This window comes from Streptomyces sp. NPDC002701, from assembly GCF_042889045.1.
GTDB lineage: Bacteria > Actinomycetota > Actinomycetes > Streptomycetales > Streptomycetaceae > Streptomyces.
In genome coordinates, this window is sequence record NZ_JBIAQL010000004.1 from 713,964 (window position 1) to 733,686 (window position 19,723).

The 19,723-nt window shown below is 72.0% G+C and carries 18 protein-coding genes; 12 read left to right on the plus strand and 6 right to left on the minus strand.

Annotated features, from left to right (window positions below):
• The first annotated feature begins 60 nt into the window (after positions 1-60).
• From ACFYXC_RS15375 to ACFYXC_RS15390, 4 genes are read left to right on the plus strand one after another with little or no spacing between them, the layout of a single operon-like run.
• Positions 61-480, plus strand: coding sequence for a roadblock/LC7 domain-containing protein (locus ACFYXC_RS15375; RefSeq protein ID WP_189776083.1), 420 nt, complete (start codon positions 61-63; stop codon positions 478-480).
• Positions 477-833 carry a DUF742 domain-containing protein gene (locus ACFYXC_RS15380; RefSeq protein WP_388906828.1) on the plus strand — a complete coding sequence of 119 codons (357 nt, stop codon included), beginning with the start codon at positions 477-479 and terminating at the stop codon, positions 831-833. The genes ACFYXC_RS15375 and ACFYXC_RS15380 overlap by 4 nt, the downstream gene beginning before the upstream one ends.
• Entirely contained in the window at positions 814-1,431 is a 618-nt protein-coding gene (locus ACFYXC_RS15385) for an ATP/GTP-binding protein (RefSeq protein WP_388906825.1), read from the plus strand. Before ACFYXC_RS15380 ends, ACFYXC_RS15385 begins: the two co-directional genes overlap by 20 nt.
• On the plus strand, positions 1,428-2,693 hold the full coding sequence (locus ACFYXC_RS15390; RefSeq protein ID WP_388906823.1) for a cytochrome P450: 1,266 nt from the start codon (positions 1,428-1,430) through the stop codon (positions 2,691-2,693). The genes ACFYXC_RS15385 and ACFYXC_RS15390 overlap by 4 nt, the downstream gene beginning before the upstream one ends.
• A 140-nt stretch (positions 2,694-2,833) precedes the next feature.
• On the opposite strand, the gene ACFYXC_RS15395 is transcribed toward ACFYXC_RS15390, so the two are convergent.
• Entirely contained in the window at positions 2,834-4,060 is a 1,227-nt protein-coding gene (locus ACFYXC_RS15395; protein WP_388906820.1) for a cytochrome P450, read from the minus strand.
• 261 nt (positions 4,061-4,321) lie between these two features.
• Here ACFYXC_RS15395 and ACFYXC_RS15400 point away from each other — a divergent pair, with 261 nt between their 5' ends.
• Complete coding sequence (locus ACFYXC_RS15400; protein WP_389551423.1) at positions 4,322-7,108, plus strand: ABC transporter substrate-binding protein; 2,787 nt, start codon at positions 4,322-4,324, stop codon at positions 7,106-7,108.
• Between the two features lie 57 nt (positions 7,109-7,165).
• Entirely contained in the window at positions 7,166-8,098 is a 933-nt protein-coding gene (locus tag ACFYXC_RS15405; protein ID WP_389551426.1) for a hypothetical protein, read from the plus strand.
• Positions 8,099-8,135: 37 nt separating this feature from the next.
• Here the strand turns inward: ACFYXC_RS15405 and ACFYXC_RS15410 are convergent, their stop codons facing one another.
• On the minus strand, positions 8,136-9,041 hold the full coding sequence (locus tag ACFYXC_RS15410) for an NAD-dependent epimerase/dehydratase family protein (protein ID WP_389551428.1): 906 nt from the start codon (positions 9,039-9,041) through the stop codon (positions 8,136-8,138).
• Positions 9,042-9,164: 123 nt separating this feature from the next.
• Between ACFYXC_RS15410 and ACFYXC_RS15415 the strand changes: the two genes are divergently transcribed.
• Positions 9,165-9,653 carry a MarR family winged helix-turn-helix transcriptional regulator gene (locus ACFYXC_RS15415; RefSeq protein ID WP_389551431.1) on the plus strand — a complete coding sequence of 163 codons (489 nt, stop codon included), beginning with the start codon at positions 9,165-9,167 and terminating at the stop codon, positions 9,651-9,653.
• Positions 9,654-9,690: 37 nt separating this feature from the next.
• Here ACFYXC_RS15415 and ACFYXC_RS15420 read toward each other — a convergent pair whose 3' ends face one another.
• Positions 9,691-10,842, minus strand: a complete 1,152-nt coding sequence (locus tag ACFYXC_RS15420) for an FAD-dependent monooxygenase (RefSeq protein WP_389551433.1) — start codon at positions 10,840-10,842, stop codon at positions 9,691-9,693.
• A 186-nt stretch (positions 10,843-11,028) separates the two neighbouring features.
• On the opposite strand from ACFYXC_RS15420, the gene ACFYXC_RS15425 reads away from it, so the two are divergent.
• The 4 genes from ACFYXC_RS15425 (at position 11,029) to ACFYXC_RS15440 (ending at position 15,039) form a co-directional block, all read left to right on the plus strand.
• Entirely contained in the window at positions 11,029-11,772 is a 744-nt protein-coding gene (locus ACFYXC_RS15425; protein WP_389551435.1) for a class I SAM-dependent methyltransferase, read from the plus strand.
• Positions 11,773-11,966: 194 nt separating this feature from the next.
• Positions 11,967-12,599, plus strand: a complete 633-nt coding sequence (locus ACFYXC_RS15430; RefSeq protein ID WP_389551438.1) for a hypothetical protein — start codon at positions 11,967-11,969, stop codon at positions 12,597-12,599.
• Positions 12,600-12,979: 380 nt separating this feature from the next.
• Positions 12,980-13,291, plus strand: a complete 312-nt coding sequence (locus tag ACFYXC_RS15435) for a hypothetical protein (protein ID WP_389551441.1) — start codon at positions 12,980-12,982, stop codon at positions 13,289-13,291.
• Positions 13,292-13,341: 50 nt separating this feature from the next.
• The gene (locus ACFYXC_RS15440) at positions 13,342-15,039 is read left to right on the plus strand and encodes a RecQ family ATP-dependent DNA helicase (RefSeq protein ID WP_389551444.1); all 1,698 of its coding nucleotides are present in this window, start codon (positions 13,342-13,344) and stop codon (positions 15,037-15,039) included.
• 35 nt (positions 15,040-15,074) lie between these two features.
• On the opposite strand, the gene ACFYXC_RS15445 is transcribed toward ACFYXC_RS15440, so the two are convergent.
• Entirely contained in the window at positions 15,075-15,554 is a 480-nt protein-coding gene (locus ACFYXC_RS15445) for a MarR family winged helix-turn-helix transcriptional regulator (RefSeq protein WP_388906780.1), read from the minus strand.
• Positions 15,555-15,654: 100 nt separating this feature from the next.
• Here ACFYXC_RS15445 and ACFYXC_RS15450 point away from each other — a divergent pair, with 100 nt between their 5' ends.
• Positions 15,655-17,748, plus strand: coding sequence for an MMPL family transporter (locus ACFYXC_RS15450; protein WP_389551448.1), 2,094 nt, complete (start codon positions 15,655-15,657; stop codon positions 17,746-17,748).
• 7 nt (positions 17,749-17,755) lie between these two features.
• On the opposite strand, the gene ACFYXC_RS15455 is transcribed toward ACFYXC_RS15450, so the two are convergent.
• Entirely contained in the window at positions 17,756-19,363 is a 1,608-nt protein-coding gene (locus tag ACFYXC_RS15455; RefSeq protein ID WP_389551451.1) for a helix-turn-helix domain-containing protein, read from the minus strand.
• Entirely contained in the window at positions 19,363-19,674 is a 312-nt protein-coding gene (locus ACFYXC_RS15460; protein ID WP_389551454.1) for a helix-turn-helix domain-containing protein, read from the minus strand. The genes ACFYXC_RS15455 and ACFYXC_RS15460 overlap by 1 nt, the downstream gene beginning before the upstream one ends.
• Positions 19,675-19,723: the final 49 nt, after the last annotated feature.

The window sequence follows — 19,723 nt, forward strand, 5'->3', positions numbered from 1 at the left end:
CGTTGGATTGGAGGAACGGGCCGGGTGACCGTCCGTCGGTCATGACCCGTCCCGCCCGTCATGGAGACCACTGACAACAGCCTCACCTGGCTCTTGATGAACCTCTTGGAGCGCACGCCGGGCACCCGCCACGCCCTCGTCCTCTCCAGGGACGGCCTGAAGCTGTGCTGGACGGAGCACCTCACCCTCGACCAGGCCGACCAGCTCGCCGCCATCTGCTCCGGCATCCAGGCGCTCGCGCAGGGCGCCTCCGTGGAGTTCGGCGACGGAACCGGCGGCGTCCGGCACTCCATGACCGAGTTCCACGGAGGTCTCCTGTTCATCGTGGAGGCCGGCCAGGGCGCGCACCTCGCGGTCGTCGCCGAGGAGAGCGCCGACCCGGGTGTCGTCGGCCACCAGATGACCGAGCTGGTGGAGCAGATCGGTGACCACCTGCGGGCCGAGCCCCGCACCCCGGTCACCAGGGGTGCCTCGGCGTGAGCCGCAAACCCGTGGACATCGGCGACCCCGACCGGCTCTACACGGTCACGGGTGGACGCAGCGAGGCCGACGACGCGTTCGACCTGGTCACGCTCATCGTCAGTGAGTGCGAGCCTTCTGCCGGGATGCAGTCCGAGCACACCAGGATCCTGGAGATGTGCCGGCACCCCACGGCGCTGGTCGAGGTCTCGGCGGAGCTCAAGCTGCCCATCACCGTCGTACGCATCCTCCTGGGCGACCTCCATGCCATGGGCAAGGTGAGCGCCCGTCACCCCCGCGCGGCCGAGTCCGTCGCGTCCCTCCCCGAAACCGCACTGCTGCAGGAGGTGCTCCATGGGCTCCGCAACCTCTGAGCTGCCCGCCCAGCGCACGCCGCTGGCCGATGCCGCCGAGACCGGCCTGAAGATCGTCGTCGTGGGCGGTTTCGGCGTCGGCAAGACCACCCTGGTCCGCTCGGTCAGCGAGATCCGGCCGCTGAACACCGAAGAGGTGATGACGCAGGCCGGACAGGGCGTCGACGAGACGGTGGGGGTGGAGCGCAAGACCACGACGACCGTCGCGTTCGACTTCGGGCGCATCAGCCTGAACCAGCGGATGGTGCTCTACCTGTTCGGCGCACCGGGCCAGGAGCGCTTCTGGTTCCTGTGGGACCGGCTGTTCTCCGGCACCCTGGGTGCGATCGTCCTCGTCGACACCCGTCGCATGGAGGACTCCTGGTACGCGATCGACAGGCTCGAGCACCACAAGACGCCGTTCGTGGTGGCCGTCAACCGCTTCGACGACGACGAGGCCCCGTACTCGCTCGACGAGATACGTCAGGCACTCGCCCTGGGCGAGCACGTACCCATGGTCGACTGCGACGCCCGGGTCAGGTCGTCGGGCAAGGAGGTCCTGATCACTCTCGTGGACCATCTCTACGCATTGGCACTGTCCCAGGAGGGGACGTCGTGAGTGACACCACCGGCTCGCCGGCCACGGGCACACCTCCACCGGGTTGCCCCGCGCACGCCTCCGCCGTGCACCTGGGCGGTCTGGAGTACCAGCAGACGCCCTCCCACATGTACCGCACCATGCGCCGGGAACACGGGGCGGTGGCGCCGGTCCTGCTCGACGGCGGCATCCCTGCCTGGCTCGTGCTCGGCTATCCCGAGGTCAGCTATGTGACCAGCCACGACGAGCTGTTCGCGCGGGACTCCCGGCGCTGGAACCAGTGGCCGAACATCCCCGACGACTGGCCGCTGATGCCGTACGTCGGCTACCAGCCGTCCGTGCTGTTCACCGAGGGCCAGGAGCACCAGCGCCGGGCCGGTGTCATCACCCAGGCGCTGGAGGGGGTCGACCAGTTCGAGCTGGCCCGCGAGTGCGAGTCGATCGCCGAGCAGCTGATCACCTCGTTCGCGGGCAGTGGTGAGGCCGAGCTGATGAGCACGTACGCGCACGCCCTGCCGGCCCGTGCCGTGCTGTGGATGTGCGGTATGCCGCAGGGCAGCGCCGACACCGAGCAGCTCGTCGACGATCTGCGGATCTCGCTCGACGCCGGCGAGGGCGACGACCCGGTGGCGGCGTACATGCGCGTCGGGGCGCGCATCATGCAGCTGGTGAAGGAGAAGCGGGACCACCCGGGGCCCGACGTCACCTCCCGGATGCTGCAGGACCCGGCGGGGCTCAGCGACGAGGAGATCGTGCAGGACCTGATCTCCGTCATCGCCGCGGCCCAGCAGCCGACCGCCAACTGGATCTGCAACACCCTGCGTCTGCTGCTGACCGACGAGCGCTTCGCCGTGAACGTCTCCGGCGGCCGGGTCAGCGTGGGTGACGCGCTGAACGAGGTGCTGTGGCTGGACACACCGACGCAGAACTTCATCGGCCGCTGGGCCGTGCGCGACACGCAGCTCGGCGGGCGGCTCATCCGCGAGGGCGACTGCCTCGTCCTCGGTCTCGCGGCGGCCAACACGGACCCGCAGATCTGGCCCGAGTCGCATGTCGGCGCGGAGAACTCCGCCCACCTGTCGTTCAGCAACGGAGAGCACCGCTGCCCCTATCCGGCGCCGCTCCTCGCGGACGTGATGGCCCGCACGGCGGTGGAGACGCTGCTGGAGCGGCTGCCCGACCTGGTGCTGGCCGTGGATGCGGCCGAGCTGACCTGGCGTCCGTCCATCTGGATGCGCGGACTGACCTCGCTGCCGGTGCAGTTCACCCCGGCGGTGCACTGACGCTCCGCCGGCGTCGGTGAGTTCTTCGTCTGCGGGTGCGTCGTGGCTGGGCGCGCCGTTCCCCGCGCCCCTTCAGGGCGCTGCCCTTCGGGGCGCTCGTCCTCCGCGGGCCGGGGGCGGCGCGCGGAGGACCTTGGTGGTCAGGCGGCGGCCGGGGTGAAGCGCACCGGGAGCGACTGCGGGCCGCGGGTGAACACCCCCTGCTCGACGGGGTCGTAGCCGTCGGCGAGCCGCATGTCGGGCATGGCGTCGAGCAGTTGGTTCACACCGACCTCGACCTCCGCCTTGGCGAGCAGCGCGCCGACGCAGAAGTGCCGGCCCAGCGCGAAGGCGAGGTGGTCGGCGGCGGCCGAGAACGCGGACGTCGTGCTGAGGTCGTCCCGGAAGATGTCGAAGCGGTCGGGTGCGCGGTAGCGGCGCTCGTCCCGGTTGGCGGCCCCGATGAGGCACGTCACCGTCGCGCCCCGCGGGATGGTGCCGCCGGAGACCTCGACCTCGGTGGCCGACTGCCGCATGATCATGTGGACCGGCGGGGTGTACCGCAGCGTCTCGGCGAAGGCCGCGGGGATCAGGCCGCGGTCCTCGCGGACGGCCGCCAGCTGCTCGGGGTGCAGCAGCAGGTTGGCGAGGATGCTCGCGATGGCCTTGTCGGTGGTCTCTCCGCCGGCGGCGAGCAGCAGGCTGCAGAACGCCTTGATGTCCTCGTCGCTCATCCGGACACCGTCGACCTCGGCGGCGCAGAGGGTGGACAGCAGGTCGTCGCCCAGATTGTCGCGCCGCTCACGGATGATGGGGATCATGTACTCGGCGAACTCCCGGCGGGTGCGCTCGCCCGCCGCGGCCACCTCGGGGTCGCCGGACAGGTTGCCGAGGAAGGCGATGACCGCCGTGTACCAGCCGTGGAAGCGGGCGTGGTCGGCCTTGTCCAGGCCCAGCATGTCGGCGATGACGTTGACCGGGAACCGGGTCGCGTAGTCGCTGACGATGTCGGCGGAGCCGGTCTGCCGGAAGGCGTCGATGAGCGCGAGCGAGTTGCGCTCGATGACCGGCAGGAACTTCTCCTGGAGGTCGCTGCCGCGGAACGCGGGGGCGACGAGTGCGCGCCGCACCGCGTGCTCCCTGCCGCTGAGCTGCAGGATCGTTTTGCCGTGGACCGGTTCCAGCTGCCAGTCGTAGTTGTCGGTCGTGAACTCGGACTTCTTGTCCTTGAAGACACGTTCGACGTCGTCGTAGCGGGAGATGATGTAGCTCTTGGTGGCCTCGTGCCAGATCAGGGGTTGCTTCTCTCGCATCGCCGCGTATGCGGGGTAGGGATCCGCAGCGAACTCGGGCGAGAGGATGTCGGGCACCTGCTGGGCAGTGGACACGGAACTCCTCTTGGTTGATGCGTGCCGTCGGAGAACAGGTTATTGATCTTTCGATGGCTCAAACAGTCCAGTCTGGGCCGAAGTTGGACGCCCGGACAAGGCGGCGGCCTGCGGCTCTCGCGTGCCCCGCGGTCACCGGACAGCCGCCCTCCGGCGGCGGCGGACCGCACAGGCTTCCGGACCTCGACCGAGAGTCCCTCAACTTGCCCCGTGCATAGGTACATTGAGCTCACGCCGAATCCTCGGGCGAGTGGGGGCGGGATGCGCGACACGGTCCTGGACGGCCGGTACACGCTCACGGAGCGGATCGGTGCGGGCGGTATGGGGGTGGTGTGGCGCGCCCGGGACGCCCGGCTCGACCGGCAGGTGGCCGTCAAGCTGCTGAGTCTGCCGCCGGACACGGAGGGCGCCGGGCGGGAGCGGCTGCTCGCCATGTTCGGGCGGGAGGCGCGGGCCGCCGCCGCGCTCGACAGCTCGTACATCGTGCCGGTCTTCGACCACGGGACGGACGGCGAAGTCCCCTATCTGGTCATGCCGTTGCTCTCGGGCCGGACACTGCGGGAGCTGCTGGCCGAGGGGCTGCCCGCACCGGAGCGGGTCGCGGTGCTCGCGGCGCAGGTCTGCCGTGCCCTGGCGACCGCCCACCGGGCCGGTGTCGTGCACCGTGACATCAAACCGGCGAACGTCATGGTCACGGACGAGGGCATGGTGAAGGTGCTCGACTTCGGCATCGCCACGTTCCTCGACGCGACGACCGACGGCCGGCTCACCTCGACCACCGACTCGCCCGTCGGCACCCTCCTCTACATGGCTCCGGAGCGGTTCACCCGCGGCGCCGACGACGGCCGCACGGACATGTACGCGCTGGGCTGCACGGTGTACGAGATGCTCACCGGGGCCCCGCCCTTCGACTCGGCGTCGGCACCCGCGCTGATGCACTCGCATGTGTACGAGACACCGCAGAGACCGTCGGCACGGCGTCCGGGGCTGGCCCCCGAGTGGGACGAGCTGGTGGGGCGGATGCTGGCGAAGCCGGTCGCGGAGCGTCCGACGGCGGAGCAGGCACGCGAGACACTCGACAGGCTGGCCCTGCCCTCCTCCGCCCGGGCCGCCTCGGGAGGACCGGCCCGGACGTCATTGGAGCAGCGGGACTCCGTCCCGGCCCCACCCGCGCGGGAACTCGCCGCGGATGCCGCGGCCCCCGGTCACCACACCACGTCGTACCTGCTCGCGCCGCCTCGCCCGAGGCAGCCGCCCACCGCTCCCCCGCCGGTCCGTCGGCGCGGGCGGCGCCTCGTCTGGGCCGGGGCGCCGGCCGTCGCCGCCGCCCTCGTGGCGGCCCTCCTCGTCGTCCAGTCCTTCGGTGGCGACGACGGCGGCAGTGGGGAGAGCGGCCCGCGCGGGGCGAAGGGCGGCACCGTGGCCCGGGTCGCGAAGACCGAGACGCTCACACTCGGCTCCGCGGCCGACTCGAAAGGACCCGCTCCAGCGGTGCGGGGGGCCGACCGGGGCGGCACCGTCACGGTCCTCGAACCGGGCAACATCTCCACCGTCGACCCGGGCAACTCGTGGTCCGGTGGCGAACGGGTGATCTCCCGCCTCGTGCACCGCAGCCTGACCGCCCTCAAGACCCTGCCCGACGGGTCCGTCCGGCTCATCGGGGACCTCGCGGAGGACACCGGCCGGTCGTCGCTGGGCGGCCGCGACTGGACGTTCACCCTCAAGCCGGGCCTCACCTACAACGACGGATCCCCCGTACGCGCCCAGGACTTCGCGTACGCGGTCGAGCGCACCCTCGATCCCGACGCCTTCCCGCTGGCCGACCGCACCCTGCGCAGCTTCCTGCTGGGCCCCGGGGACGCGGACGGCATCGGGGCCGAGCACGAGATGCCGCCGGGTGTCATCGAGACCCCGGACGACCGCACGATCGTGTTCCACCTCGACGGCGCCCACCCCGACTTCAACGTCGTCCTGGCCGGTCCTGGGGGCGCCCCCGTGCCGGAGCGGGTCGCGAAGATCTCGGGCACCTCGACCCTCCTGCCGTCGACGGGCCCGTACCAGGTCGACTCCTTCACCGGCGCCAGGAACCTCACCCTCATCCGCAACCCGAAGTGGCGCGCGAGCTCGGACCCGGTGCGCACGGCGTACCCCGACCGCTACGAGATCACCGGCGCCCTCACCCTCGACGAGATCAGGTCCCGTGTGCGCGCCGCCGGTTCGGGTCCCCCGGTGATGACGTTCTCCGGCTCGCTGGACAAGGACGGACTGGGTACGACGGACGGCGCCACCGGCAGCGGCACGGTCCGGGTGACGTCACCGGCCCCGTACGTCCACGCGTACTCCGTCGACACCCGACGCGTGCAGAAGCTGAAAGTCCGTCAGGCCATCGCCACCGCCTACCCGGCGGCGGACGTCCTGGCCGCGAGCGGCGAGGACGGGGTCGCCACGCACCATCTGATGCCGCCGGGCATGCCCGGTTCCCGCGACTTCGACCTGTACGGCGCCGGGGCGCACGGTGACCCCGCCGCCGCCCGCGCCCTGCTCGCCGAGGCCGGTGAGACGGACTACCCGCTCACCCTCGCCCATGCGACGGCCGCCGACGAAGCACGGGCGAAAGCGGTGAAGAAGGGGCTGGACAGAGCCGGTTTCCGGGTGACGCTGAAGAACGTCGACGTCTCCGACCTCTACGAGAACGTGGCGAAGGGCGAGTACGACCTGGTCCGTCTGCCGATGAACATGAGTGGTCTGCCGTTGGCCTCGGCGTATCTGCCGGACTCCTTCGACGGCCGCCACACCTATCCGACCACCAACAACTTCTCCCGGCTCGACAGCGCGGCGGTCGACTCCGCGATCGACGAGGCCAACGCCACGGCCGACGTGGCCGCCGCCGGGGAGAAGTGGTCCACCGTCGACCGCCGGGTGATGGAGCAGGCGGCGGCCGTTCCGGTGTACGTACCGGTACGCACGTTCCTCCACTCCTCCCGGCTGAAGGGGCTCCAGGTGGACCTCGACGGGCTGTCACCGCTCAACGCGTACGTGAGCGACTGACCGAGCCGACCACTGACCGGCCTTGATGCGACAGGTCCCCGGCGTAAGGAGCACAAGATGCAGGACCGGCCCGACGACAGCCCCACTCAGCCCGCACGATCCGCGCAGCCCGAACCGCAGGCGGCACCGCCGCCCGGCTCCACCGCTCCACCCACGGGTGAGACCGCGCCGAGACCCGAGCCCGCGCCGGGCCCGCACTCCGAACCGCAGACGGGATCGCAAACGGAATCGCAGACCGGTACGCCGCCGGGAGCGCAGACGGCGAACAGTTTCGGGCCGCCTCCCGCCTATCCTCCCCCGGCCCCGCCCTACGCGTACGGGCAGCCGCCCGGTTTCCCGCCGCCGTCCGGCGGCAGGGGCACCGCGGGGCGTGCGGTGCTCTGGGCGGCGGTGGGCGCGGTGGTCGCCTCCGCGCTGTGGGCCGGCGGGATCCTCCTCCTCGACCCGCTCGGCGACGACCCGGATCTGGCGGGGTACCGGGCCAGGGCCAACCTGTGCTCCGCCGTCGACTACACCTCCCTCAGGGGCGAGTACGCGGAGGAGGACGACGCGCCCACGCACAACGCGCTGAAGCACAAGGCCCTGGACCAGAGCTACTGCAGCATCTCCCTGAAGAAGAGCGCCAGTTCGTCCTACTCGGACGCGTACCTCTCGGTGCAGATGGAACTGCACAAGGAGACGGATCCCTCCGCGGAGTTCACCGCTCTGTGGTCCGAGTACGACCAGCGGTACGAGGACTACGACGTGGAGAAGGTGTCCGGTCACGGTGACGAGGCATATCTCGTGACCGAGGACACCACGTCCGGCTCGGGGACCAGCGGCAGCAGGGCGGTGATCCTCGCGGTGCGCGACGGCTGGATGACGTACCAGATGAGCTGGAGCGTCTACACGACCTCGTACGGGACGAGCACCCCGCCCACGGTCGACGAGGTCGCGCGGTGGGTGCGGAGCGACACCCGGTCGACGCTGGAGAACCTCCGGTCCGACTGACCGCGGTCGCCCCGGGCCCCGCCCCGTCCGCGCCGGTTCACGCGGTCCGCCGTGCGGCCTTCCAGGCGCGGTGGTGCTGTCCGGGCGCGTCGGTGAACGACGCGTGGCGGGGGCGCCAGCCGAGCAGCCGGTGGGCCTTGGCACTGGTGACGAGTTCGTCCTGGTCGGCGGCCAGCTGCAGCATGCCGCCCGCTTCGGCGCTCTCCAGGGTGATCTCACCGGTGTGGCCCGCGGTCCTGACGGCGACACGCTGCATGTCGAGAGCGCTGAGGCGCTGGTCGTCCGCGATGACGAAGATTTCGCCGTCGACGGCGGCGGGGTTGTCGAGCACACGGACGTAGGCATCGGCGAGGTCGTCGACATGGACCCAGCTCCAGCGCTTGGCGGTGTCGCCGTAGAAGACGGGCTTGCCGGCCTCCGCGTCGGCGAACCACTGCCCGGTCATGGAGGTGGTGGCCGGGCCGCCGTACATGAAGCCGGGGCGGATCACGGTGTGGGCCAGCCCGGTGGCGGCCAGTTCCTTCTCCAGGGCGAAGCGGAAGCCGAGAGGGCTTTCCGGGTTGCCCGGGGTGTTCTCGTCCATGAGGGCCTGCCCGGTGCGGCCGTAGGAGGAGATACCGGTGGTGAGGACCAGGTGACGGCGCCGGCCGTCCCGCTCCTGTGCCGCGACCAGTTCGGCGAACAGCCGCCGGTCGGTACCGACCGGGTCACTCATGTCGAGGAGAAGGTGCACCAGCGCGTCGGTGCCGTCCAGATGGGCACGCCAGCTCTCGGGCCGGGTCACGTCACCCTGCACGGGCGTGACCTCGCCGACGGCGAGGTCCCTGGCGGCCGGGGAGCCTGCGTCACGGGTCAGCCCCAGGACGGTGTGCCCGGCGCGGGCCAGGGCGGTGGAGACGCGGCGGCCGGCGTAGCCGGTGGCGCCGGTGACGAGGATCTGCATCGTGCTGCTCCGTGTTCGCTGTGGTGTGCGGCGGTGTTCCGCCCGCACGTTGCCGCGCTCTGAATTGCTTGCTTCAGCAAGTATCTTTCTCGGATGTTTGCCTCGTCAAATAGACTGAGCGATATGGCTGCCGCCACCGACCCCGAGCCCCTGTCCCCCGACCAACTCCAGCTCTGGCAGAGCCTGGGCCGTCTGGTCCACTCGCTGCCCCGCGCGCTGGAGGACGACATGTCGCGCACCGGCGTCACCATGACCGAGTTCGCCGTCCTGCTGCTGCTCAGCTCGGCACCCGACCGCCGCATGCGCATGTCCGCGCTCGCCGACGCCGCCGGGCTCACCCCGTCCCGCATCACCCGCGTCGTCGACGGGCTGGGCAGGCACGGGCTGGTCCGCAAGGAGCGGCACGGCCAGGACGGCCGGGGCAACGACGCCGTCCTCACCGACGCGGGGCTGCACACCATGCGGGCCGCGCAGCCCTCCCACCTGGCCAGCGCCCGTCACCGCGTACTCGACAGGATCCCCGAAGCGCTGCTTCCGGCACTGGCGGAGACTCTCACCCACCTCGCCGACGCACTGTCCGAGGGAAACCGCCCCGACAGGGACAGCAACTGACGGACCCTCGCAGGACCGCCGGCGCCGGCACCCGCGGTCACCCCGTCCAGCCGGCCGACTGCGGCATGAACCGGTGCTCCGCCGCGTGTGCCGCCATGCGGGCGTCGCGGGCCCTGGCCTCGGGTCCGTCGGGCAGGTGGAACTCTCCGCCCGCCCGTGCGGCACCGGTCTGCGCGTTCGTGGCGGTTGCCAGCCGGCGGCGCACGTACCGGTCGAGCGCCCCGGGCACCTCGGCCGGGGTCGCCCCGGTGAGGACGTCGCCGAGCACGGCCGCGTCCACGAGCGCCTGCGCCGCGCCCTGCGCCAGGAACGGCACCATCGCGTGCGCGCTGTCGCCCAGCAGAGTCAGCCGTCCGACGTTCCACCGCGCGAGCGGGGCCCGTGTGTGGATGCCGTAGCGAAGCACCTGCCCCGCGCGTGCCAGGACGCTGAGCACCCGCGGGTCCCATCCCGCGAACTCCCGTACCTGCTCCCCCGGTTCGGCTCGGGCGGTCCACGACTCGGGCGCCGCCTCCGCCGTGACGACGGCCACCATGTTGAGCAGTTCTCCGCGGCGCACCCAGTAGTGGACGAAATGCCGGCCGGGTCCCATCCAGACGGCGAGCTCCGGCAGGTCCAGGTCGGCCACCTCGCCGGCCGGGAGCAGCGCCCGGTAGGCGGCCGTCCCGGAGAAGAGTGCCCTGTCCGCGCCGAAGAGCCACTGCCGGGCCGCCGACCGTATCCCGTCGGCGGCCACGACCAGGTCCGCGCCCAGGCGCTCACCGCGCGCCGTGGTCACGTACGCGCTGTCGTCGTCCTGGTCGACGCCCACGACCCTGGTGTCCAGGCGCACCGACCCTGCCGGTACCGCGGCTGCCAGTACCTCGTGCAGATCGGCCCGGTGCAGGAGCAGGTAGGGCGCCCCGAACTCCTCCTCGACCGCAGGCCCCAGCAGGTAGCTGCAGATGTCGGCCCCGCCGGCCCAGCCGCGGAAGTGGATCCGGGAGGGGCGGGCGGCCCGGGCGGCGACCGCGTCCAGCAGGCCCAGCCCGCGCAGCACCCGCGTGGCGTTGGGCGCGAGTTGAACACCGGCGCCGACCTCGGTGAACCGTGGCGTCTGTTCGACCAGTGTCACTTCGTGGCCGGCCCGGCGCAGGCTCAGCGTCGCCGCCAGTCCGCCGATGCCCGCCCCCACGACGATCGCCCTCACGCCTCACCCCGTCCCGGCCCGACGGCCCCATGACGAGGATGGTGCACGGCGGCCGGTCCCGGAACACCCGTGCCCCGTACGGTCCACTCGCGCGCCACGCCGGTTCGCCCGCACCGGTTCGTCCGCGCCGGTTCGCCCGTACCAATTCGTTGGACAACTCACCGGCCGTCGACCAGCCTTGGCGGGATGCAGCAGGCGCAGATCTGGAACGCCGACACGGCCCGGCGGTACGACACACCCGGCACCGGCATGTTCGCGCCGGAGACCCTCGGGCCCACCGTGGACCGCCTCGCGCACCTCGCGGAGGGCGGGGCGGCTCTCGAGTTCGCCGTCGGGACCGGTCGGGTCGCCGTCCCGCTCGCCGAGCGGGGAGTTCCCGTCACCGGGATCGAGTTGTCACCGGCCATGGCGGAGCGACTGCGCACCAAGGCCGACGAGGCGACGATCCCCGTGATCATGGGTGACATGGCGACGGCCGTCGCCCCCGGTCCGTACAGCCTGGTCTACCTCGTGTACAACACCATCTCGAACCTGCTGACACAGGCGGAACAGGTGGAGTGCTTCCGCAACGCCGCCCGCCACCTCACGCCCGGCGGCCGGTTCGTGATCGAGCTCTGGGTACCCGAGTTGCGCAGGCTGCCGCCGGGCCGGACGGCCACCGTCTGGCAGTCCGACCCCGACTACATCGCCCTGGACACCTACGACGTCCTGCGCCAGCACGTCGTGTCGCACCACTTCCATATCGACGAGACCCAGCAGGCACAGCTGTTCCGCAGCCCTCACCGCTACATCTGGCCGGCCGAACTCGACCTGATGGCCCAGCTCGCCGGTTTCGCGCTGGAGTCACGGCACGCGGACTGGGAGGGCGCCGAGTTCACCGCCGAGTCGCGCTCCCACGTCTCCGTCTACCGGCTCCCGCAGGCGCGGTAGGCGTCGTGCCGCCACCTCCGTGACACGCCCGCGCAGGGGCCCGTGGCCACCGTCACGGTCGCCGGGCCGGCGAGACAGTCCAAGAATGAACCGTTGTGCTGTGGGCCCCGTCTTGATGGGTGAAGCGGAACCGCGACGAGAGTTGTCTCGTGGTGCCGTTGTGACACAGGAACGTTTCCAGGAAGGTCGTCGGAGTGGTGTTAGTGGATCAGAGGGCGAGAAGGGTCGGCTCGATCGCGGGGGCCGCCGTGGCGGCGGTCGTGGGTCTCGCGGGCTGTTCGAGCGACGACGGGGACTCCGCCGCGGACAAGAAGCCGTCCGCGAGCAGCTCGCCCGAAGCCGGTGCGGAGAAGTCGGGTGACGACTCCCCGGCGTCGTCGCCCGCTTCCTCCGTGGACCGGTCCTCGGCCGAGAAGGCTGTCGCCGGGTGGGTCACCGCGGTCATCGAGGGCCGGCCGGAGGATGCCTGTCTGCTGATGGCGGAACCGGCGGCCGGCTCGAAGCCCGCGCAGGTCGGCGACGAGGCCACGTGCGGCGACGGCGCGCCCCAGCGGAAGCAGATCGAGCAGAGCATCGGGCAGTTCCGCGAGTCGTTCACGCCCGAACCGCCCTCGGAGGACCCGAAGGTGGAGGTGACGAAGGCCCCGGCCACCGGTGACACGGTGAAGATCCCCGCCGAGGAGATCACGGTCGACGGCCAGACCCTCGACAAGATCGTGCTGTCCCACTCCACCGGGGTGACGGCGGACCAGCTGGACATCAAGGTGCAGTCCAGCAAGATCGAGGACGCCTGGTACGTGACGAATCTCGACTTCGACATCGGCTGATCGGCCGCGGCGACCTGGCCGTCCGGTCGGTGCGATGAGTCCCGTCCGGTCGGTCCGACCGGTCCGGTCTGCGCGGCGGCGGCCGCGCAGACCGGACCGCGAGGCTCGTTCCAGGGCGTGGGCATCCGGCACGGAACGAGCAGCGCGGTGCCGTGGGGAGCACCGGCCCGCGCGCTTACGTTCGAGCGGGCCGGGCACTCGGTGGCCTGTACGCCCCCGAGCCGAGGACGGCACCGTCATGACCGAGTACGAACGCCCACGCCTCGCGGCGGCACGCTCCGTGTGGGCACACGCCGTGTCGGCACGCTCGGTGCCTGCGCGCCCCGCGCACGGTTCCGGTCGCGGCGCGGCCACCGGCCGGCCGGTGGCCTGAGCCCGTCATGGCACGCGACAAGCGGTATGCCGTGGCCGCGTCCGGACAGTGGACGGCCGAGGACGACCAGGGCCGCCGTCGGCTGCCTTCCGGTGAGGTCCACGCCTGGGAACCGGGCATGAACCAGACGGTCTGCGGTCTGTCCCTCTCCCGCTCCCAGCTGGTCCGCTTCTCGCACGTCACCTGGCTGGACACCCTCCCGGCGTCCGGCGGCGCGGCCGACCGGGTGCGGCGGCAGTGTCCGCGCTGCGCCTCCGTCGCCGGACGCCGCGGCAGTGACGCGCGCCCCCGGTGGCACCGCACCGACCCCCGGCCGTGAGCGACCGCCGGACCCGCGAATGGCAGAACCTTCGAGAAAGAGATGTGTACATGCCGGACGAGAGCGACCTCCGCACCGCGGACCTGTTGCGGCGCACCGCCGCCGACGTGTTCGGCTGGGAGGAACTGCGCACCGGACAGCTGTCCGCGATGCGGGCGGTCATGGCGGGGCGTGACACCCTGGCGGTCATGCCGACCGGTGCCGGGAAGTCGGCGGTCTACCAGGTGACCGGTACGTTGCTGCCCGGGCCCACCGTCGTGGTGTCCCCGCTCATCGCCCTCCAGCGGGACCAGATGGCCGGTCTGCTGCGCCGTGACGCCCCCGAAGCCGTCGCGGTGAACTCCGCGCAGTCGGCGGGCGAGACCGAGGCCGCCTGGACGGCGGTGCGGCGCGGGGACGCCGAGTTCCTGTTCCTCTCCCCCGAGCAGTTGGCGAAGGACGAGGTGGTCGAGCGTCTGGCGGAGGTGTCCCCCTCGTTGTTCGTCGTCGACGAGGCGCAGTGCGTGACCGGCTGGGGCCATGACTTCCGTCCCGACTACCTGCGCCTGCCCCAGGCGGTCCGGCGCGTGGGCAGCCCCACGGTCCTCGCCCTGACGGCGACGGCCGCTCCTCCCGTGCGCGAGGAGATCGTGCAGCGGCTCGCCCTGGAGGATCCGGCGCTGGTCGTCGCCGGTTTCGACCGGCCGAACATCACGCTGGAGGTCCGCCGCTTCCTGGACGACGCGGACAAGCGCCGCGCGGTGGTGGAGCGTGCCGCCGCGGAGGCCAAGCCGGGCATCGTCTACACCGCCACCCGCAGGCAGGCCGAGGAGTACGCGGCCGAACTCGCCGATCTGGGTCTGCACGCCGCCGCGTACCACGCCGGACTGACCGCCGACGAACGCTCCCGGACGCACGACGCCTTCCTGGCCGGCGAGACCGACGTGGTGGTCGCCACCTCCGCCTTCGGCATGGGCATCGACAAGGAGGACGTGCGGTTCGTGCTGCACGCCTCCGTGCCGGGTTCCCTGGACGCCTACTACCAGGAGACAGGCCGTGCGGGCCGCGACGGCGGGCCCGCGGTCGCGGTCCTCCACTACCGGTCGCAGGACAGCGGCCTGCAGAACTTCTTCGCCGCCCGCGCACCCGACGAGGAGACACTCGGTGAGGTCGCGAAGCTGATCCACGGTCACGACGGTCCTGTCGGGCTGGACGAGGTGAGCGCGGAGACGAACCTGTCGCGCCGGCGTGTGACGGCGGCGGGCAACCTCCTCGAACAGGCGGGGGCCGTGCGCACCGAAGCGGACGGACGGGTGCGTCCCGTTCCGGGCGTGACGGCGGAGGAGGGCACCGCGCGGGCCGCGGAGGAGGCCGAGGCCAGGCGACGGCTGGAGCGCTCGCGGCTGGAGATGATGCAGGGGTTCGCCGAGACCACGGGGTGCCGCCGGCGCTTTCTGCTGGGCTACTTCGGTGAGCCGTACGACGGTCCGTGCGGCGCCTGCGACGTGTGCTCGCCGCCCCCGTCGCGCGACGACACGGTCGTCGAAGGAGCGGGGGACACGGGTGAGGACCGGCCGGCCCATCCGGCGGCCGTCTCCTATCCGGCGGGCACCGGGGTGCGGCACAGCGCGTGGGGCGACGGCACCGTGATGAGCGAGGACGGCGACCGGATCACCGTGCTGTTCGACTCGATGGGCTACCGGACGCTGTCCCTGGCCTCCACGACCGAGAACGGCCTGCTCACCGCGGTCACGGATCCGGTGGGCTGACCCCGCCCTCCGCCCTGCCAGGCGTACGCCGGCCCTCAGCGCTCGTTGGTCAGCTCCCGGTTCAGTGCGCGGAGGAAGTCCGCGATCGTCTCACGCTGCTCGGGGGTGAACTTCTGGCGCGCGGCCTCCGTGCTGCGCGCCAGCGGGCTGAAGTACTGGCGGGCGAGCGCGCGGGCGCCCGCGTTGTAGACGAGGTGGACGACCCTGCGGTCGGCGCTCTCGCGTGTGCGGCTGATGTGCCCGGCACGTTCGAGCCTGTCCAGGCACGCGGTGACGGCCCCGGACGTGAGGTTCAGGCGTTCCCGCAGCCGTGAGGGTGTCATCGGCTCGCCGTCGGTGGCCGACGCGTCCAGGATCGCGGCCAGCGCGTGGACGTCCGTGCTGTGCAGTTCGTGGGCCTGGGCGAACGAGTGGGCGATCCGGTTGAACTCGCTGTTCAGCGTACGCAGCAGGACGGCGTACGCCTGGAGGTCACTGGCAGGGTCTTCACGGCTCTCCGAACTGTTGGGCTGCATGGCACAAGCTTAATATCTCTCCATGGTTGAGATACTTTCTCTTTGAGATACCTTTTACGGGTGTCCGCCTCCGCCTGTCCGTCCGTCCGTTGGGAAGCTGATGAACACCGTGCGCCGACCCGCCCGATGGCTGGTTCCCCTCGTCCTCGTCGTCGTCTGGCTCGGCCTCGGCGGAGCGTTCGGCTCCTACGCCGGCAAGCTCGGCGAGGTCTCCACCAACGACCAGGCGGCCTTCCTGCCGCAGAACGCCGAATCCACCAGGGTCATCGAGCAGCAGGAGGCGTTCGACCAGCAGGAGACGCTGCCCGCCGTCCTCGTCTGGACCGCCGACGGCGGGGGCGAGGTCTCCACGGCCCAGCAGGACTCCGCGACCCGGGTCCTGGAGTCGCTCGCCGGCGTCGAGGGGGTGGACGGCAAGCCGTCACCGGCCCTGCGCTCGAAGGACGGAGCTGCGCTGCAGGGCGTGGTTCCGCTCAGCCCGGAGCTGGGCGAGCGGCTCGGCGACGTGCTCGACGAACTGAGGCAGGCCGCCGGTGACGTCTCCGGCACCCGCGTCCAGATCGCCGGTCCCGCGGCCACCCAGGGCGATCTCGGCGAGGCGTTCGCGGGCATCGACGGCATCCTGCTCGGGGTGGCCCTGGCCGCGGTCCTGATCATCCTGCTGCTGGTCTACCGCAGTGTCCTGCTCCCCTTCACCATCATCATCAGTGCCGTGTTCGCGCTCGGTGTCGCCTGCGCCATCGTCTATGTGCTGGCCGACCACGACATCGTCCGCGTGGACGGCCAGGTGCAGGGCATCCTGTCCATCCTCGTGATCGGTGCCGCCACCGACTACGCCCTGCTGCTGACCGCGCGTTTCCGCGAGGAACTCGCCCGCAGCGACGACCGGGTCCTCGCCGCCCGGACCGCGCTGCGCGAGTCCTTCGGCGCGATCACCGCGAGCGCCGCGACCGTGGCCCTCGGGCTTCTCGCGCTGCTGCTCAGCGACCTGACCAACAACCGGGCGCTGGGCCCGGTCGGAGCGATCGGCATCGTGTGCGCGGTGCTGACGACCCTGACGTTCCTGCCCGCGGTGCTCGCTCTCCTGGGCAAGGTGGCCTTCTGGCCCGCCAGGCCCCGCTCGGCCGACGCGGACACGGGCGGGCACGGGATCTGGCGGCGCGTCGCGCACCGGGTGGACACCCGCCCCCGGCAGCTGTGGATGCTCACGGTCGCCCTGCTGGTGGCGGGGGCGGCGTTCTTCCCCGCCCTGCAGTCGAAGGGGGTGCCCCTGGACGAGCTGTTCGTCAACGACGCGCCGTCCGTCGCGGCGCAGGAAACCCTCGGCAGGCACTTCCCCGGCGGCTCCGGCCAGCCGGTCGTGATCATCGCCGACGCGGACCGGCGTACGGAGGTCACCCGCACCGCGGCGGCGACGGACGGGGTGGCCGAGGCGCGGGCCGCGACCGCGTCGGGCCGGCCGGACGGGGAACCGCTGGTGGTCGACGGCCGGGTGCGTGTCGACGCCGTCCTCACCGCCGCGCCGGACAGCGACACGGCCAAGGACACGGTGCGGGAGCTGCGCGACCGGCTGCACGCCACCGACGCGAGCGCGCTGGTCGGGGGCTACACCGCCCAGCAGTACGACACCCAGCGCACCGCCGGGCACGACCGGACCCTGATCATCCCCGTCGTCCTCGCGATCATCCTGGTCATCCTCGTCCTCCTGCTGCGCTGCCTCCTGCTGCCCGTGCTCCTGGTCGCCACCGTGGCGCTGAACTACCTGGCGACGCTGGGCATCGCGGGCCTGGTCTTCCGGCACGGCTTCGGCTTCTCGGGGACGGACGCCTCGGTCCCGCTGTACGGGTTCGTGTTCCTCGTGGCTCTCGGTGTCGACTACAACATCTTCCTGATGTCACGCGTCCGTGAGGAGACGGTGCGCCTGGGCACGCGGCAGGGCGTGCTGCGCGGGCTGATCGCCACCGGTGGTGTGATCACGTCCGCGGGAGTGGTCCTGGCCGCCACCTTCGCGGCCCTGATCGTCATCCCGCTCGCGTTCCTGGCGCAGATCGCCTTCATCGTCGCCTTCGGCGTACTGCTCGACACCGTCGTCGTGCGCTCGCTCCTGGTCCCGGCCCTGGTACGCGACATCGGCCCCGCCGTCTGGTGGCCCGGCCGCCTCGCCCGGCGCACGGACACGGACCGGCACGACTAGCCCCTTGTCACGTTCCCGCTCCCGCTCCCGCCTCCCCGACGGTGTAGACGTCCTTCAGTTTCACCTCGGTGACGCCGCGTCCCTCGGAGAACACCGCCCGCCAGTCCCCGACGACGTGCAGTTCGTCGGTGCCCATGGCGCGGACCACCATCAGGCCCTCGTCGTACGCCCGGTGCGCCTTCCACCACAGGTTCGCGAACGCCTGGGAGCGGATCAGGTGCATCCAGTCGGTGCGGTACAGCTCCCGGTTGTAGTTCGACTCCCCCAGCGTGGAGACGAACTTCGAGTACATCGCCTTGACGTACTCCAGCGTCACCTCGTCGCCGTCGGCGATCGCCCGGTCCCGGGCGTCCTTGAGGACGACACGGAACTTCTCCAGCAGTGCCTCCGTCGCCCCGGAGGTCCAGGACTCGTGGATCTCCGGCGGGTCGCACAGCCCGTACTTCGGGCCGGACAGCCGCAGCATCAGGCGCAGGGTCGGTTCGGTCACCCACAGCGGTCCGGGCTCGTCGCGGTTGCCGATCGGGTTCGGCAGATACGCGTCGTGCTCCCACTCGCCCGGGGTGACCAGGTGGACGCCGGCCCGGCGCCGGTCGTGGTGGTCGCCGGTGGAGTGCTCCAACTGCCCGATGGGCAGATGCGTCTTGAGGGCGGACAGGTAGGCGCCGTTGATGTCGAGCGCCGTGACCTCGTGCTCACCGGGCGGCAGCTCCCGCCTGCTCCACCTGGGGCGCGCCTCCCAGACCTGGTCGGCGCCGCGGGACGTCTGCTTGCGCAGGATGTCGGGCAGCCACGGGTGTGCCACCACGTCGTAGCGTCCGCCCTTGCGGGTGTCGTCCAGCAGCGCCATGGCGTCCGGGATCGCGCGCTTCACGAGTGCGGCGGTCGCCGCCTCGACGTCGCCGGCGTGCTGGGCGAGCGCGGCCGTGACGGCGGAGCCGATCCGGTCGGGGGTGTCGGCGGTCTGCAGCCGGCGGCCGACCGGCACGACCTTGACGCCGCCCCCGGCGGGGGCCCTCCTGCCCGCCGTCGCCGGCGGGCGCGGCTCCCGGCGCGGGGCGGGCTTCTCCGGCCGGGCGGGGCCGGCCGTGCCGCACTCGGCGGGGTCCAGGTGCTGCGGGAATCCGGCGACCTGGTGCCGGGCGGGCTGTCCGCACAGCACGCACGCCCGCGGCGCGGACAGGGCTTCGACGTCGTCCTGGTCGGCGTCCGGCCGCACGTCCGCCCGGTCGCCGCTACCGCTGCCGCCGCCGCTGTCCCTGCCGTCGCCGTGCTCCTCCCCCGATGCCGGGACGGCATCCGCCGGTACGGCCTCGCCCGCCGGTACTGCCTCGCCCGCCGACGCGTCCTGCGTCTCCGCCTTCGCCTCGGCGGCGGCCAGCTTGGCGCGTGCTTTGTCGAGGAAGTACGCGTACTTCTCCCGCACTTGGCCGCTCGGGTCCCGTCCGGACTCCCAGCCGCCGACCGTCGAGGGGCTGACGTCGAGCACCGTCGCCAGTTGGGTGCGGGAGAGGTTCAGCCCCTGGCGCAGGGCACGCCGCTCCTCGGCGGGCGGCAGGGGCACCTCCTGCCGGGCCGCGGCGAGCAGGGCGTCGATCGCCTCGAAGTCCGTCATCACGCGCCCCCGTGGTGCGCGGCCGTGGCGCGTGCGCCGTCGGCCTGGCGGCCCGCGGCCCGGCGGCGGTCGGCGGGCAGCGACTCGGTGGCCCGGGTGGGGCCCGCCAGCAGGTCGAGCGCGCCGATGCCGTAGTGCGCGGCGACCTCGTCACAGGCGGCCAGGCTCCAGGCGGCCTCGCCGCTCTGCCGACGGCTCACCTGTGTCTGGCTCACCCCGAGGGCGGCGGCGAGATCGGCCTGCGACTCGCCGGTCGCGTGCAGCAGGGCGGCCACGGCGGACCGGGCTCGCTCGTCGAGGCTCATGCTCATCCCGCAACCATACTGCGCGACGCGCACCGGGCATGCGTATGACGCATGC